14 protein-coding genes are annotated in these 16,802 nt (G+C 62.5%); 6 read left to right on the plus strand and 8 right to left on the minus strand.

What is annotated here, in order from left to right:
- Nucleotides 1-61 precede the first annotated feature (61 nt).
- Nucleotides 62-742 (minus strand): Fe2+-dependent dioxygenase, encoded by a 681-nt coding sequence (locus KVP70_RS12180; RefSeq protein ID WP_217942479.1) that lies wholly within the window; start codon nucleotides 740-742, stop codon nucleotides 62-64.
- A gap of 163 nt (nucleotides 743-905) precedes the next feature.
- Here KVP70_RS12180 and bfr point away from each other — a divergent pair, with 163 nt between their 5' ends.
- Nucleotides 906-1,379, plus strand: a complete 474-nt coding sequence (gene bfr, locus KVP70_RS12185; RefSeq protein ID WP_217942480.1) for a bacterioferritin — start codon at nucleotides 906-908, stop codon at nucleotides 1,377-1,379.
- Here the strand turns inward: bfr and KVP70_RS12190 are convergent.
- From KVP70_RS12190 to KVP70_RS12215, 6 genes are all read right to left on the minus strand, one after another.
- Entirely contained in the window at nucleotides 1,376-2,710 is a 1,335-nt protein-coding gene (locus KVP70_RS12190; RefSeq protein ID WP_217942481.1) for an MFS transporter, read from the minus strand. The genes bfr and KVP70_RS12190 overlap by 4 nt on opposite strands.
- Nucleotides 2,707-3,663 (minus strand): PfkB family carbohydrate kinase, encoded by a 957-nt coding sequence (locus KVP70_RS12195; protein WP_217942482.1) that lies wholly within the window; start codon nucleotides 3,661-3,663, stop codon nucleotides 2,707-2,709. The genes KVP70_RS12190 and KVP70_RS12195 overlap by 4 nt, the downstream gene beginning before the upstream one ends.
- Nucleotides 3,664-3,697: 34 nt before the next feature.
- Nucleotides 3,698-5,557: an alpha-amylase family glycosyl hydrolase gene (locus KVP70_RS12200; RefSeq protein WP_217942483.1), complete on the minus strand. Its 1,860-nt coding sequence runs from the start codon at nucleotides 5,555-5,557 to the stop codon at nucleotides 3,698-3,700.
- Nucleotides 5,547-7,847, minus strand: a complete 2,301-nt coding sequence (locus KVP70_RS12205) for a TonB-dependent receptor (protein ID WP_217942484.1) — start codon at nucleotides 7,845-7,847, stop codon at nucleotides 5,547-5,549. Before KVP70_RS12205 ends, KVP70_RS12200 begins: the two co-directional genes overlap by 11 nt.
- A gap of 153 nt (nucleotides 7,848-8,000) precedes the next feature.
- The gene (locus tag KVP70_RS12210) at nucleotides 8,001-9,047 is read right to left on the minus strand and encodes a LacI family DNA-binding transcriptional regulator (protein WP_217942485.1); all 1,047 of its coding nucleotides are present in this window, start codon (nucleotides 9,045-9,047) and stop codon (nucleotides 8,001-8,003) included.
- 3 nt (nucleotides 9,048-9,050) lie between these two features.
- The gene (locus KVP70_RS12215; RefSeq protein ID WP_217942486.1) at nucleotides 9,051-9,659 is read right to left on the minus strand and encodes a glutathione S-transferase N-terminal domain-containing protein; all 609 of its coding nucleotides are present in this window, start codon (nucleotides 9,657-9,659) and stop codon (nucleotides 9,051-9,053) included.
- Between the two features lie 107 nt (nucleotides 9,660-9,766).
- On the opposite strand from KVP70_RS12215, the gene purB reads away from it, so the two are divergent.
- Nucleotides 9,767-11,143, plus strand: coding sequence for an adenylosuccinate lyase (gene purB / locus KVP70_RS12220; RefSeq protein ID WP_217942487.1), 1,377 nt, complete (start codon nucleotides 9,767-9,769; stop codon nucleotides 11,141-11,143).
- A gap of 406 nt (nucleotides 11,144-11,549) precedes the next feature.
- Here the strand turns inward: purB and KVP70_RS12225 are convergent, their stop codons facing one another.
- A complete protein-coding gene (locus tag KVP70_RS12225; RefSeq protein ID WP_217942488.1) occupies nucleotides 11,550-12,230 on the minus strand; it encodes a hypothetical protein in 681 nt (226 codons plus the stop codon).
- 524 nt (nucleotides 12,231-12,754) lie between these two features.
- Here KVP70_RS12225 and KVP70_RS12230 point away from each other — a divergent pair.
- The 4 genes from KVP70_RS12230 (at nucleotide 12,755) to KVP70_RS12245 (ending at nucleotide 16,761) form a co-directional block, all read left to right on the plus strand.
- A complete protein-coding gene (locus KVP70_RS12230; RefSeq protein WP_217942489.1) occupies nucleotides 12,755-13,279 on the plus strand; it encodes a cytochrome b in 525 nt (174 codons plus the stop codon).
- Between the two features lie 23 nt (nucleotides 13,280-13,302).
- Nucleotides 13,303-13,854, plus strand: coding sequence for a YceI family protein (locus KVP70_RS12235; protein ID WP_217942490.1), 552 nt, complete (start codon nucleotides 13,303-13,305; stop codon nucleotides 13,852-13,854).
- Between the two features lie 21 nt (nucleotides 13,855-13,875).
- Nucleotides 13,876-14,442, plus strand: coding sequence for a YceI family protein (locus KVP70_RS12240; protein WP_217942491.1), 567 nt, complete (start codon nucleotides 13,876-13,878; stop codon nucleotides 14,440-14,442).
- Nucleotides 14,443-14,607: 165 nt separating this feature from the next.
- Nucleotides 14,608-16,761, plus strand: coding sequence for a S46 family peptidase (locus tag KVP70_RS12245; protein WP_217942492.1), 2,154 nt, complete (start codon nucleotides 14,608-14,610; stop codon nucleotides 16,759-16,761).
- The last annotated feature ends 41 nt before the right edge of the window (nucleotides 16,762-16,802 follow it).

The raw sequence follows: 16,802 nt of genomic DNA on the forward strand, positions 1-16,802 counted from the left end.
CGCTCCGGTAGGGTAAAGCATCGATACTACCCCTGCCGGTGTCAGCCCTCCGTGGGTTGCATCACACATCGGCCCACATGCGCAGCAGGTTGTGATAATGGCCGGTCAGGTCCACCGTGATCTCGTTGTCGCCGTGCGCGGCGCGCAGCTTCTGGATGTTCTGGTCCAGCTCGAACAACATGCCGCGCCGGGCATCGTCGCGCACCATGCTCTGGGACCACATGAACGAGCTGACCCGCTCGCCGCGCGTGACCGGCGCCACCCGGTGCACGCTGCTCGACGGATAAACGATCAAGTCCCCCGCCGCCAGCTTGACCTCGTGCGTGCCGTAGGCGTCGCTGACGATCAGCTCGCCGCCGTCGTACTCCTCCGGTTCGCTCAGGAACAGGGTCGACGAGACGTCGGCCCGCATCGCATTGGCCGTGCCGGGCCGCATGCGGATGGCGCCATCGACATGCATGCCGTAATGCTCGCCGCTGGCGTAGCTGTTGAAGTAGGGCGGCAATATGCGCAGCGGCAGCACCGCCGCGAAGAACAGCGGATTGGCTGCCAGCGCCTGCGTGATGAAGCCGCCCAGTTCCTGCGCCAGCGGCGACAGCTCCGGCAGCTGGCGGTTGCGCTTGACCTGCGCGCTCTGCGGTCCGGCCGTGCCGCGGCCGTCGATCCAGTCGGCCTGCGCCAGGCGCTGGCGGAACTCCTGCACCTGCGGCTTGCTCAGCACGGCGGGGATATGCAGCATCATGGAGACATCCTTTCATAGCGGCGATACGGGAATGTTAATTGTTTTCATTTGCGCCAACAATCTCACTCCGCCCATATTGGTACACTTTGCACGTATAGCGCCACGCAAGCACGGCGTTCGTGGCAAAATGTCAGTATTCCACCACCATTGTAGAAAGCATCCCATGAAGGGTGACCCAGAAGTTATTCGCCTGCTCAACGCTCAGCTGACCAACGAACTCACCGCCATCAACCAGTACTTCCTGCACTCGCGCATGTACCGTCACTGGGGATTCGAGAAGATCGCGAAGAAGGAATACGAGGAATCGATCGGCGAAATGAAGCACGCCGACAAACTGATCGACCGCATCCTGATGCTCGACGGCCTGCCCAACCTGCAAGCCATGCACAAGGTCATGATCGGCGAGAACACCGAAGAGATGATCGGCTGCGACCTGAAGCTGGAAAAAGGCGCGCAGATCACCGTCAAGGAAGGCATCGCCGCCGCAGAGAAGGCCGCCGACTACGTGTCGCGCGACCTGCTGCTGATGATTTTGGAAGACACCGAAGAACACATCGACTGGCTGGAAACGCAGCTGGACCTGATCGCCAAGGTCGGCATCCAGAACTACCTGCAAAGCCAGATGAGCGAAGGCTAAGCCGTCCTCACCTCCTCAGCTAGCCGTGGGTTCGCCTGCGGCTTTTTTATTTTCACCGCCAGCACGGCCAGCGCGCCGCACAGCATCAGGCCACCGGCCAGCCGGATCACGTTCTCGGGGTTCCCGCCCAACAGGCTGCGGTAGTACAGCGGCAGCGTGAAGATCTGGATGATCATCGGGATCACGATGAACATATTGAAGATGCCCATGTAGACGCCGGTGCGCTCCGGCGGTATGCAGCCCGCCAGCATCACATACGGATTGCCCATGATGCTGGCCCACGCCAGCCCGATGCCCACCATCGGCACGAACAGCAGCGCCGGCGTATGAATCAACGGTATCGACAGCATGCCGACGCCGGCCAGCGCCAGGCAGATGCTGTGCGTGACCTTGGGCCCATGGCGGCGCGTGAACGGCACCAGCGCCAGCGCCCCCACGAACGCGATGAAGTTATAGAACGCCCCCACCTGCCCGGACAACAGGCCGGCGTCGCGGAAGCCCTGCGATGCCTGGTCGGTGGTGCCGTAGATGGTGGTCGACAGCGACAGCATGATGTACTGCCAATAGCAGAACATCGCATACCACTGGAACAGCTTGACCCAGGCCAGCTGCTTCATCGTCGGCGGCATCTCGCGGATCGCGCTGGCGACGTCGCCCAGCGTGTGCCGCCAGCCGGCCGGCCGCGCGCGGATCTGCGCCAGCTCCTCGCTGGTCAACGGATATTCGGGCGTGGTCTTCAGGGTCCACAGCACCGACGAAATCGAAAACACCGCGCCGATCAAAAAAGCGACGATGACGATGTGCGGAATATGGCTGCCATTGACGGCGTCCTTGTTCATGCCAAACCAGACCAGCAGCGACGGCGTCAGGTAGGCCAGCGTTTGTCCCAGTCCGGTAAAGGCGCTCTGCGTCAGGAAGCCGACCGAATGCTGCTGCTGATCGAGTTTGTCGCTGACGAAGGCGCGGTACGGCTCCATCGTTACGTTGTTGGCCGCGTCCAGTATCCACAGCAGGCTGGCCGCCATCCACAGCGTGGGGCTGAACGGCATCGCCAGCAGGCCAAGGCTGCACAGGATGGCGCCGATCAGGAAGTATGGCGTGCGTCGTCCCCAGCGCGTGACCGTGCGGTCGCTCATGGCGCCGATCAGCGGCTGCACCAGCAGGCCGGTCATCGGCCCGGCCAGCCAAAGGTAGGGCAGGCTCGCTTCGTCCGCGCCCAGGTATTTGTAGATCGGGCTCATGCTGCTCTGCTGCAGGCCGAAACTGAACTGGATGCCGAAGAAGCCGATGTTCATGTTCACGATCTGCCAGAACGACAGCCGCGGCTTCATGCGACCGCTCCGGGCGTGACCGCGTCGCCGCGCCACGCTTCGATCCACGGCTGGTAGAACGCGATATCGGCCGGCACCGCGCCGGAGATGCCGCAAATGGCGCCGGCAAAGGCGTTGGCGCGCGCCAGCGTGAGGCTGATCGGCCATCCCTGCGCTTGCCCGAACAGGAACACGGCGGAGAAGGCGTCGCCCGCCCCCACCGTGTCGACGATGCGCACCGGCGCATGGCAATCCTGGTTGGCGATGACGCCGCCGTCGGCGCCGAAGTACAGCGCGCCGCGCTCGCCCAGCGTGACGATCAATCCCTTCAGCGAGAAGATGCGCATCAGCGCCTGGCAGGCATCCACCATTTCGGCGCTGTCGATCGCCTTGGTGCCCGGTTTGGTGTGGGTGTACCAGCTGAATAAGTCCTTCAGCTCATCCTCGTTGACCTTGACGATGTCCGCCAGGTGCAGCGACTCGAAGGCGCAACGCTCCGTCACCTGGCCGTCGCGCACGTTCAGGTCCAGGTAGCGTTGCGCGCCTGAGACCTCGAGCATCGCCCGCAGCGCGGCGCGCGAACGCTTGTGCCGCTGCGCCAGCGTGCCAAAGTAGATCGTGCCCGGCGCGGCCTGCGCCAACGCCGACAACGCCGGCTCGGCATGCACATAATCGTAAGCCTGGTCCGGCAGGATGATGAAGCGGTGGCCGTCCGCATTGCGCTCGACCACCACGCGGCCTGTGGCCTCCTGCGGATCGATCTGCAAGCCCGCCTCGCTCATGTTGAAGCGCTCGAACTCGTTGCGCACCAGCGCGCCGTTCTTGTCGGTGCCGATGCGGGTGACCATCAGCGTCGCTACGCCGAACGCCGCCAGATTGCGCGCGACGTTGAACGGCGCACCGCCGACAACCTGCTCGGTGATGAAATCGTCGACCAGCGCTTCGCCGAATACGGCTATGGTTTCTTGGGTCATGCTTGTCTCCACGCCCTGCTTGGGCGATTCTATATTATTCGCGTTCCAGCCAGTACATTGCATATGGCTCCAGCACCAGCATGCCACCTGTCGCCTGCTCCGCCACGCAATCGCGCCACGCGCCTTGCAGCGCATAGCTTTGCGGCTGGCCGGAGAAATTCATCAGCGTCAGGAAGCGCTCGCCGCGCGCCAGCGCCAGCATGCCGTCCGGCGCATCGACCAGCAACGTGCGGGACGCATTGGCCGCCAGCGCATCATGCCGGCCGCGTATGCGCACCAGCTTGGCCAGCGCCTGGTGCATCGTTCCCGGCACGGTGGAAACATCGTAGCGATGCTTCCACCGCTGCTGGTCGAACACCGGCCGTTGCAGCCAGCGGCTGTCCATCGCGTGCTGCGGACGATCCTGATAGCTGTAGTCGTTCTCCATCGCCAGCTCGTCGCCCATGTACAGCACCGGCAGCGCGCCGAAGCTCAGGGCAAGACCGTGCAGCAGCAGCATGCGGCGCAGCGCCAGCGCGCGTTCCTCGTCGGTGCGGGCCGCCTGCAAGCCGGTCAGCGACGCGGCCATGCCGTTGCTGCCATGCGCCGCGTTCGGATCGGTGCTCTGGAAGGCGGCGCCGATGGCGTAGCTCCCCTCCGCGCCGCTGAAGAAGCGTGCCGCGCGCGCGAGCCGCACCGCGCTGTCGGAACCGTCGGCCGAGGCCTCCGCGCGCAGCACGTTCCAGCCGATATCGTCATGGCAGCGCACGTAGCTGAGCCACGTCGCGGCGGCCGGCAGCGCGGGCGTGTTGCGTATCACTTCGCGCAGCACGCCGGTGCCCTGCTCCGCCAGCGCCACCCAGCCGGCCGCCATCAGGCTGCTGTGATAGGCGATGTGGCATTCGGGCGCTTCCGCGCTGCCCAGGTAGGCCGGCAGCTCGCGCGTCGGCACGATGGCTTCGGCCTTCAGCAGCACGCCCGGCGCGACGATATCGACGATCGCCCGCAACGCTTGCAGCAACTGGTGCGCCTCCGGCTGGTTCATGCTGTTGGTGCCCTCGCGCTTCCACAGGAAAGCGGTCGAATCGAGACGGAACACTTCAACGCCGCGATTGGCCAGCCGCAGCAGGGCGGCGGCCATCGCCGCGAACACCGCAGGGTTGGCGTAGTTCAGGTCCCACTGATACGGGTAGAACGTGGTCCATGCCCAGCCATCGAGCTCCTCGATGAAACTGAAATTGCCCGGTGCGACCTGAGGGAACACCTGGCCCAGCGTGCGCTCGTGGCGGTCCGGCATGGCGCGGTCGGGGAACACATGGAACATCGCCCGCGCATCGGCGTCGCCGGCCTTGGCGGCGCGCGCCCAGGCGTGATCGTCGGCCACGTGATTCAGGATGAAGTCCGAGCACAGGCTGATGCCGGCGGCGCGCAACTGCGCGGTCAACGCATCCAGGTCGGCATTGCTGCCCAGCGCGGGATCGACCTCGTCGAAACTGGAGACGGCGAAGCCGCCGTCGTTCTCGCCCGCGCGCGGACGCAGGAACGGCAGCAGGTGCAGATAGCTGACACCCAGTTCCCGCAGATACGGAATGCGCGCCGCCACGCCGTTCAAATCGCCGCCGAATTTCTGCACATAGGCGCAGTAGCCCAGCATGCGCTGGCTGAGGAACCATTCCGGCTGCGCGGCGCGCTGCGCGTCAAGCGCCCGCAGTTCCGCCGGCCGCGCCGCATACAGCACGCCCAGCGATTCCATCAACTCGCCCAGCCACGCATCGAAATCGGCGCGTTCGCCATACAGGCCGGCCAGCAGCCGGCGCAGCACCGGCTCCGCCGCCGCCAGCCGCTGCGCGGCCAGCGGACGCAGGTCATCGGAAAGGACCGCCAGCAGGCGGTCCGACATTACTTTAGAAGGCATAGGACAGACTGACTTTCGCGGCACGGCCGGAGATGGAACGGGCGGCATGGCCGTCGCCTTCGACTTCGGTGTAGCCGATCTTGTTGAGCAGGTTGTTCACGCTCAGCGACAAGGTAGCCTTCTCCGTCACGTGATAATTAACGAAGGCGTTCACCACTTGGTAAGCCGGCAGCACGATGGTGTGCGCATCGTCGCCCCAGGACTTGCCGGTGCCGATCACGCTGGCGCCGACGGTGGCCTGGCCGAAGGTGTAGGTCGGGGCGATCTGGTACACCACCTTGGCCTGGCGGCGCGGCGTGTTGCCGATCACCGCCACGTCGCCGGGCGCGGTGCCGGTGATCTTGGCGTCGGTATAGGTCATGCCGCCGGTGACGCGGAAATCGTTCAGCGCATACGCGCCTTCCAACTCCACACCCTTGGCGTCGTACTTGTTGGAGGTGCTGCGCTGCGTGGTCGCCTCGTAGTTGCTCTCGTCGGTCTTGGCCTGGAACAGCGTCACGAAGGTGCTGATGCCGCCGCTGCGCCACTTCACGCCGCCCTCGATCTGCTTGACGGTGTTGATGTTGATCGGCGCGCTGCCGTCCAGCGGAGTGCCGAACAGGATGCGGTCCGCGTTGAAGGCCACGCCGTCGCTGACGCGGGCGAATGCCGCCAGGCTGTTGGTGATGCGGTAGTTACCGCCGACCGAGTACGAGTTGTGGTTGATCTTGTAGTCCACCAGCTGCTGCGTGGCCGGATCGTAGCGCAGGGCGCCGCCGCTCATGGTGGCGATATTCGCCGTGCCGCTGGCGCGCTGGCGGTCCTGGCGCACGCTGGCGTCGATGTTCAGCGGACCGGTTTCGTAGCCAACGTTCAGGTAAGGCGACGTCAGTTTGTATTCCATGTCGACCGCGCGCGAGCAGCAGCCGCCGAAGGCCGGACCGACCAGGCCAGGCGTGGCGCTGGCCGTTTGCAGCAGCGCAGGCTTGTCGCCGCTGGCCTGCATCAGGTATTCGTTGAAGTTCCAGGTCAGCGCCAGCTTCTGCGTCGACAGGTACAGGCCGGCGGTGGTGGTCAGCTTGGAGCCGTCGGCCAGCTTGAAGGTCTTGGCCAGCTTGGTGTCGTTGAGCGTATTGCCGGCGTCGTCGATCGAGGTGTTGAACACCACGGCGGAGAAGGCGCGGCCGTTGTAGGCCTGGCCCTTGTTCGGCCCCGTCGCGACCACATAGCTGCCGACCTTGCCGTTGTTGCCGGCGAAGACGCCGGTGAAGCGCCCGCTGTTGCTGGCGGTGCGGAACTTGTCGCTCAGGTTCCAGCCGTCGCCCAGGTCGAACGAACCTTCCAGGCCGACCGTGTCGCTCTTCACTTTCAGGCCGTCGTTGACGTTGGTCGACACCGGCGTGTTGTTCTTGCCCAGCGTGACATCGCGCACCCAGTACGGCGAGTAGAACGTCACCTTGCGCGGGTCGATGCCGGGAATTTCCTGGATCTGCTGGTTCACCACCTGCACCGGCACCGGCAGCACGGTCGGCGACTTGTCGTCGACATGCTTGAACGACAGGCGGATAAAGCCGTTGTCCAGGTCGTGCGTGATATTGCCGCGAATCTGGCCGCCGTCCTCGGTGCTCAGGCCGGTGTTGCGCACGCCTTCGCCGCTGCGGTAGTTACCGCCGATGAAGAAACGCGTCTTGTCCGACAGCGGCGCGCCGTAGTCGAAGTCCAGGCGGGTCTCGTCGTAGCCCAGGCCGTGGCTGATGCCGATATGGCCGCCCTTTTCCTCGCCGGTCTTGGTGATGAAGTTGATGATGCCGCCCGGCGCGTTGGTCGCCAGTGTGGAGGCCGAACCGCCGCGCACCACTTCCAGGTGGTCCAGCGTGCCGTCGATCTTGACGAAGCTGTCCGGCGTGATGAAGTTGAAGTCGCCCGATTGCAGCACCGGCAGGCCGTCTTCCTGGATCTGCACGTAACGCGCGCCACCGGCCGAGATCGGCACGCCGCGCACGGTGATGTTGGCGTTGCCCTCGCCGCCCGACGATTCCGAACGCACGCCCGGCACCGAGCGCAGCACCTCGGCGGCGCTCAGCGGCGCGCCGTTCTTGATGGTCTCGCCTTCCAGGGTACTGATCGACACACTCGATTTCATTTTGGTGGAGCCGCCGGAGGTGCCGGTGACGACCACGCGCTCCATGTTCAGGCCATCGGCGGCGGGGGCGGCCGGTGCGGCTTCCTGCGCCGAAGCGCTGCCCATATGCAGGACAGCCGTTGCAACAGCGGCAGCGATGCCGCCCAGTTTGAATGTGCGTTGTTCCATTGTCGTCTCCAGATATTGTCGTTTTAAGCTGCCCTTTAATTGAGCAGATACGCCATTATTCATCGGATTTCGATTTAATGCAATCGATTGCATAACGCTGCAAAAATATATTTCATGGCCCTACTATGAAGCTTATGCAATCGGTTGCATAAATCAGACAGAACTGTTGCGGACGATCAATTGGGTAGGAATTTGCAGCGAGGGCGCCGGACGGCCGTCGACCAGCTCCAGCAGCTGGGACACCAGTGCCCGGCCGGCCTCGCGGATAGGTTGCTGCACGGTGGTCAGCGGCGGATGGAAGTAGCCGGCCAGCTCGATATCGTCGTAGCCGACCACGGCGACCTGCCCCGGCACATCGTAGCCTTGCTGGCGCAGCGTGTTAATCGAGGTCATGGCCATCAGGTCGCTGCCGGCGAACACGGCGTCGAACGGCACGCCGCGGTGCAGCAGTTCCTGCACCGCGTCCCGGCCGCCCTCCGGCAGGAAGGACACCGACACCTGCAAGGCCGGATCGACTGGCATGCCGGCCCGCCGCAGAGCGCGGCACAGGCCTTCATAGCGCTGGCCCACTTCCGGCAGGTTGATATCGCCGAAGAAGGCGATGTGCCGGCGGCCCTGCGCGATCAGGTGCGCGCCGGCCAGCTCGCCGCCGCTGACATTGTCGCCGCCGACGGTGCAGTACAGCTGCTGCGGCAATTGCGCGCCCCACACCACGATCGGCACATGGCGCGCGGCCAGCTGGTTCAGTTGTTCATGGTGGCGCCACTGGCCGATCAGGATGATGCCGATCACGCGGCCGGTGTCGAACGGCGCGGCGGCCGCGTCCAGCTCCTCGGCGTCCACCCGCGAGACCAGCATGTCGAAGCCCAGCTCGGTCAGCGCGTCGGCCAGGCTGCCCAGCATCGACAGGAAGAAGGGATCGGACAAATGCTGGCGCGTGGCCGAGTCGTAGGGGATCACCACGCCGACGGTGCGGTTCTGCTTCATGCGCAGATTCTGCGCGCCGATGTTGATGGTGTACTTGAGCGAGCGGGCCAGCTCCATGATGCGCACCCGCGTCTCCTCGCTGACCAGCTTGCTGCCGGCCAGCGCCCGCGACACCGTCGAGGTCGATACGCCGGCCAAGCGCGCGATGTCGGCCATTTGCAGGCGCCGCTGCTGGGCGGAGCTGTCCGCGTCGGGCGGCGTGGTCTTGGCCATGGCTTACTGCGGCACGGTGTCTTTGAACGACTGGCGCTCGGACAGCTTGTCGTACAGGCGCGCCAGGTTGGGGTAGTCGTCGCGCCAGGTGATTTCCGGGAAGCGGAACGACAGCCAGCCCAGCGTGCAGCCCACCGCCACGTCGGCCAGCGAGTAATGGATGCCGGCGCAATAGGCCGATTCGCCCAGCTTGTCCGACAGCGAGGCCAGGCCCAGCTGCACCTTGCGCATCTGGCGCGCCATCCAGTCCTCGCTTTGCAGCGCGGCCGGGCGCTGGGTGCGCTCCAGGCGCACGATGATGGCGGCGTCCAGCATGCCGTCGGCCAGCGCTTCCCAGCACTTGATGTCGGCGCGATCGCGGCCGTTGGGCGGCAGCAGCTTGCAAACCGGAGTCAGCGTATCGAGATATTCGACCATCACGCGCGAGTCGATCATGACGTTGCCGTCTTCCATGACCAGGCTCGGCACCTTGCCCAGCGGGTTCAGCTTGTCGATGGTGGTATCCGGGGCCCACACATTTTCCAGTTCAAACTGGTAATCAAGCTTCTTTTCCGCCAGGACAACACGAACTTTGCGTACATAAGGACTGGCGAGGGAACCGATGAGTTTCATAGAGGCTTAGAGTGAAAGAGCAGGCCCCAGTATAACATCGGAGGGTGGAAGCCCGGCCAATGGTAAAATCACCCTTTGCGCAATTTTAACCCTGCCTCCTTCCCATCATGACCACTACTCCTTACTCCACGCTGTCGGCGCTGTCGCCGCTGGACGGCCGCTACGCCGGTAAAACCGACCTGCTGCGTCCCATCCTGTCCGAATCGGGCTTCATGCACCACCGCGTCAAAGTAGAAATCTCCTGGCTGCAAGCGCTGTCGCTGGCTGGTTTCGCTGAAATCAAGCCGTTCTCGGCCGCTGGCTCCGCCCTGCTGGACAAGATCGCCAGCGACTTCAGCGAAAAAGACGCCGCCCGCATCAAGGAAATCGAAGCCGTCACCAACCACGACGTCAAGGCCGTGGAGTACTGGCTCAAGGAGCAGGTCAAGGATGTGCCGGAACTGGTGGCCGCATCGGAGTTCATCCACTTCGCCTGCACCTCGGAAGACATCAACAACACCTCGCACGGCATGATGCTGAAAGCGGCCCGCGACAGCGTCATGCTGCCGTCGCTGACCAAGCTCATCGCCCGCCTGAAGGAAATCGCCATCGTCAACGCCGACGTGCCGATGCTCTCGCGCACCCACGGCCAGACCGCCAGCCCGACCACGCTGGGCAAGGAGATGGCCAACGTCGTCGCCCGCCTGCAGCGCGCCATCAAGCGCATCGAGCAGGTCGAAATCCTGGGCAAGATGAACGGCGCGGTCGGCAACTACAACGCCCACCTGTCGGCCTACCCGTCGTTCGACTGGGCGGCGTTCTCCAAGGACGTCATCGAGCAGCGCCTGGGCCTGGTGTTCAACCCATACACCATCCAGATCGAGCCGCACGACTACATGGCCGAACTGTTCGACGCCTTCGCCCGCGTCAACACCATCCTGCTGGACCTGAACCGCGACATCTGGAGCTACGTCTCGCTGGGCTACTTCAAGCAGAAGACCAAGGCCGGCGAAATCGGTTCCTCGACCATGCCGCACAAGGTCAACCCGATCGACTTCGAAAACTCGGAAGGCAACCTGGGCCTGGCCAACGCCGTGCTGAAGCACCTGTCCGAAAAACTGCCAGTCTCGCGCATGCAGCGCGACCTGACCGACTCGACCGTGCTGCGCAACATCGGCGTCGGCCTGGGCTACACCCTGCTGGCCTACGACAGCTGCCTGCGCGGCCTGAACAAGCTGGAAGTGAACCACGCCCGCCTGGCCGCCGACCTCGACGCCAACTGGGAAGTGCTGGCCGAGCCGGTGCAGACCGTGATGCGCCGCTACGGCATCGAGAATCCGTATGAGCAGCTGAAAGAGCTGACCCGCGGCAAAGGCATCTCGAAAGACGCGCTGCGCGACTTCATCACCGGCCTGGCGATTCCGCAGGAAGCCAAGGACCTGCTGCTGGCCATGACCCCGGCGAACTACATCGGCATCGCCACCCAGCTGGCCAAGGCGATCTAAGCTGACACCGAGCCCCCGCGACGCAAGTTCCGGGGGCTAACGAGATCGGCACACAGCTCCCATTATTGCACTCGGAACTCATTTCCAATAAACGCCGGATGGATTAATGCCGCGTGAAACTCGTACTTCCTGCATTAACGCTTCCGTGACTGATAAAAAAGCCCTCGCCGTACTACTCTCTTCGGCACTTTTCCATTCATGAATTACCACGGTTTATTCCTATCGCGAGGAAAATTTCATAATATGCAGCCGGCGCAGACCAACCGCATTGACTTTTTCTTTGAGTTCTGTCGCGACTGAGTTGACGTCTTTACCGCCAACTATATCGGGATGAAGGAACGCGTGGCCGGCCGGACTCGGCAACTGATCTTTGATCGCTCATGACAAGGTAGCCTTAGTAACGTGATCAGTTCTTAATGGATTTCAGCACTGCGGTGACTTCAGGCTCATCAGCGTCGTAAATATCCAAGTCGGTCGAAAACAGCAGTGTTTCGTCAGTTTTCAAAATATTGCGCATGAAGAAAATAAGGTATTTTTTTCGAAGTTGCACGACAACGTCTGCTACACGATAAGAACTATCCAACCCGCCGACAGTGATCGGCACGAGGAGGAATTCTTTTCGATAATTAGTGCTCTTAAGCAGTGAGCTACGTATGCTAGCTAGCGTCTTCAGATACTCATCAAATACGATAATATTGCCGTTAATGGCGCGCTCTGCATTGCGGCTTTTGGCAAGCGTTACATCGTCCACAGTTGAAGACGATCCCGGCAGAGCGCGATACACAACGAGTTTCATCCGAACTATGGGGGCGATCGTAACGCCCTTTGAGTCGAGCCTACGCGAAATATGAAATTCCAACTCACACATACCCGTTGTTTCATCCAAAACTTTCAAAGGGCGATCCGGTTGCGTATCAAAAAAGCTCCCTTCAGCAACAACTACAGCATTACTCATGCTACGGTGAAGCTTTTCTGCTGTCGTCAGGACTATTTTCTGGCCACCGGGATACCATACCTCTTCGCCGTAGGCGCCATTCCCCCAGCACCAGGTTACGATAGTTAATATTTGATAGATCAATTTCTTCATAGCATCCTCCGCTGCGCTCGGTAAGTTACTCCACTGGGAACTTCTACCGTCGCTCCGGCTTGGCAAGTGAAGCAATAATGCATTTCTCCCGCAAAGTCCGTGTGCTGCGCTTGCCATCCAACCATCGCTCTCCAATCGGAACCAAGCTGGCTGATCGCAGCATTCTTCGCATGATTACACTCAGACATCGGCGCGTATATGGAACCAACTAAATTCTTTGCATTATTGATGACGGACATCAGTAAGGTTCCATGTTACCGAAACGCTGTGCAGCCGGCCCTGGCACCAACCCACTCCGCAGCGTAACCAGGATTGCCTGAGAAGTTGGCTTCCACAACATTGTTACTCACGCCTTGGTCTGGCCCGAGAGTCAGCGTTGTAGCGACGCGGCCGTCGCTATAGTCAACATCCGCTTGCAAAAAGGAGAGTGATCAAGTGATCATGGAACTTTCATGTTTCATGCAGGCTTTCGAATTCTTTGGTATATTTAGTCCTAACACGTACCAATTACCTGGGAGAAATGAATGCAACGCTACACCAAAACGGCCATGTTGCTGCACTGGCTGACCGCCCTGCTGATCATCGCCGCCTTCTTCCTCGGCTTGACCATGGTGGACATCCACGGCATCACGCCCACCAAGCTCAAATACTATTCCTGGCACAAATGGCTGGGCGTGACGGTGCTGGGCGTGGCCGCCATCCGCCTGCTGTGGCGCAAGGCCAACCGTCCGCCGCCGCCGCTGGCCAGCATTCCGGCCTGGCAGCACAAGGTGGCCGACGGCATGCACTACCTGCTGTACTTCTTCATCTTCGCGGTGCCGGTTTCCGGCTACCTGTACACCTATGCGGCCGGCGTGCCGGTGGTGTACCTGGGCCTGTTCCAGCTGCCGGCCCTGATCGAGCCGAACGCCGAACTTAAGCCGATCTTAAAAACCGTTCATTATGTTCTGACCATGACGATGGCCGCCGCCGTAGTGGCCCACGCCCTCGCCGCACTCAAGCATCACTTTGTCGACCGCGACGCCACGCTGAAACGCATGCTGCCGTAATCCCCTTCTACCGGAGCCCAACAATGAAAACCATGAAAAAACTCGCCCTCGTCACCTTGATGGGTGTTGCCCTGGCCGCCAGCGCCGCCGCCCTGAAGACCGATCCCGCCAAGTCGACCGTGTCGGCCGTGTTCAAGCAGATGAACGTGCCGGTCGAATCGAAGTTCAAGAAATACACCGTCGCCATCGACTACGACGCGGCCAAGCCGGACGCCTCCAAGGCCACCGTCGAAGTCGAGACGGCCAGCCTGGACGTCGGCGACGCCGACATGAACAAGGAAGTAGCGAAGAAGGAATGGTTCAATTCGGCCCAGTTCCCGAAAGCCACCTTCGTCTCGACGGCGATCAAGAGCGCCGGCGCCGGCAAGCTGACCGTCACCGGCAAGCTGACCATCAAGGGCAAGACCGCCGACATCAGCTTCCCGCTGACGGTCAAGGCCGACGGCGGCAAGCAAGTGTTTGAAGGCGCGCTGCCGATCAAGCGCCTGGCCTACAACATCGGCGAAGGCGAATGGAAAGACACCGGCATGGTGGCCGATGAAGTGACCATCAAATTCCACGTCGTAGCCCAATAACCTCACACCGGAGACCGTTAGATGAAACTGCAAATCCTGATCGCCACGCTGCTGGCCGCCTCGGCCACGTCCGCCATCGCCGCCACCTACAACATCGACCCGACGCACACCTACCCGAGCTTCGAGGCCGACCACATGGGCCTGTCAGTCTGGCGCGGCAAGTTCGACAAGACCAGCGGCACCGTGACGATGGACCGCGCCGCCAAGACCGGCGCGCTGGACATTGCCATCGCGTCCGACTCGATCGACTTCGGCATGGAGAAAATGAACAGCCACGCCAAGACGGCCGACATGTTCAACGTCGAGAAATTCCCGATCATCACCTACAAGAGCACATCGTTCAAGTTCGAGGGTGACAAGCTGGTCGGCGTCGAAGGCGAGCTGACCTTGCTGGGCGTGACCAAGCCGGTGGCCTTGAAGGTGGACAAGTTCAACTGCATCATGCACCCGCGCTACAAGCGAGAAGTCTGCGGCGCCAACGCCGTGGCCGAGTTCAAGCGCACCGATTTCGGCCTGAACTACGGCACCCCGGCCTTCGCGCCGGAAGTCAAACTGGCGATCCAGATCGAAGCCATCAAAGCCGACTAAGCAAGTTAAGTTGCAAAAACGCCGGGGTCAAGTCTGACATTCGGACACGAACTCTTCTGTAGCAGCCGCTACGGCAGAGCCCGTGTCCGAATGTCAGACCTGACCCCGGTTTTTCGTTATACTCGCGTCGTTGTTCCTTTTACCACCACTTCAACAACGACAAAAATGCACAAATCCCTGATCGCGCTCGCCATCCTGAGCACCGCAGCCCACGCCGACGAAGGCATGTGGATGCCGCAACAGCTGCCACAAGTAGCCAAGCAACTGAAAGCCGCCGGCCTGAAACTGGCCCCCGCCAACCTGACCAAACTGACCGAGTTCCCGATGGGCGCCATCGTCAGCCTGGGCGGTTGCTCGGCCTCATTCGTCTCGCCGCAAGGCCTGGTCGCCACCAACCATCACTGCGTCTACGGCAGCGTGGCGCACAACTCCACCCCGGAACGCGATCTGCTGGCCAACGGCTTCCTGGCCCATGACTTCGGCGAAGAACTGCCGGCCTCCCCAGGCAGCCGCATCTTCGTGACCAAGGCCGTCACCGACGTCAGCAAGCAAGTCGTCACCGCCGATGTCGCCAAACTGAGCGGCAAGAAACGCAGCGACGCCATCGAGAAGAACCAGAAAGCCATCCAGGCCGAGTGCGAAAAAGACGAAGGCCACCGCTGCACCGTGTCGTCCTATTACGGCGGCCTGGAGTACTACCTGATCAAGCAACTGGAAATCCGCGACGTGCGCCTGGTCCACGCGCCGCCGGCCGGCGTCGGCAAGTTCGGCGGCGACACCGACAACTGGATGTGGCCGCGCCACACCGGCGACTACGGCTTCTACCGCGCCTACGTCAGCAAGGACGGCAAGGCCGCCGACTTCAGCAAGGACAACGTCCCCTACCTTCCGCAGCACTACCTGAAGCTGGCCAAGCAAGGCGTCAAGGAAGGCGACTTCATCATGGTGCTGGGCTACCCGGGCCGCACCAACCGCCACCGCCTGCCGTCGGAAGTGGCCTACACCTTCGACTGGAGCTACCCGGCCTTCGTCAAGACCTCGGCGGAAAACCTGGCCATCATCGCCGACGCCACCAAGGACAACAAGGACACCGCGCTGAAATACGCGTCGCAGGTCGCCAGCATCAACAACTACTACAAGAACCGCCAAGGCATGCTGGACTCCTACGCCGGCAGCGACATGCTCCAGCGTAAAACCGCCGAGCACGAAGCGCTAAAGACCTGGATCAACGCCACCCCGGCCCGCAAGGCCGAGTACGCCGGCGACATCGAGCTGGTGGAAAAGCTGATCGCCCAGCGCGACGCCGAAACCAAGCGCGACTACTTCCTGTCCTCGTCCAAGCCGCGCCTGCTGAACACCGCGCGCATGCTGTACCGCCTGGCCAACGAGAACACCAAGCCGGACGCCGAACGCAAGGCCGGCTACCAGGTGCGCGACGTGCCACGCATCAAGTCGTCGGTGGCCGCGCTGGTGCGCAACTACGATGAGAAAGTCGACAAGGCGCTGGTCATCAACAGCCTGTCGAAATACGCCGCCCTGCCGGCAGCCCAGCGCAACGCCGACTTCGACGCCGTCATCGGCATCAAGGACGGCATGAGCAAGGCCGACCTGCAAGCCGCGCTGGACACGCTGTACGCCGGCAGCAAGCTGGGCGACGCCGCCGAGCGCACCAGCTGGGTCGGCAAGACGCCGGAAGAGTTCAAGGCCAGCAACGACGCCTTCATCAAGGCAGCCGTCGCCATGTACGAGCCGGACATGAAGGAAGAAGCGCAAGAGGAAGAACTGGGCGGCAAACTGCAGCAAGCCTACGCCAATTACATGAAGGCCAAGATCGCCTTCATGCACAGCAAAGGCCAGGCGGTCTACCCCGACGCCAACAGCACCCTGCGCGTGACCTTCGGCCAAATCGCCGGCCGCGACCACGGCGCCGACGGCACCACCTGGAAGGCCTTCACCACCGTCGAAGGCGTGGCCGCCAAGGCCACCGGCGTCGGCGAATTCAACGCACCGAAAGCCCAGCTGGCCGCGATCAAGGCCAAGGACTTCGGCAAGTACGCCGATCCGAAACTGAAGTCGGTGCCGGTGGCCTACCTGGCCACGCTGGACATCACCGGCGGCAACTCCGGCTCGGCCGCGCTGAACGCCAAGGGTGAATGGATCGGCCTGGCCTTCGACGGCACGCTCGACTCCATCATCTCGGACTGGGACTTCAACCAGGCCAACACCCGTGACATCCAGGTCGACCTGCGCTACATCCTGTGGAACATGAAACACGTCGACCACGCCGACAACCTGCTGAAGGAAATGAAGGCGGAATAAGCGTTCCGGCCTTCCCCCCGCAAACCACGCCCCGGCAACGC

Source organism: Duganella violaceipulchra (genome assembly GCF_019166075.1).
GTDB lineage: Bacteria > Pseudomonadota > Gammaproteobacteria > Burkholderiales > Burkholderiaceae_D > Rugamonas > Rugamonas violaceipulchra.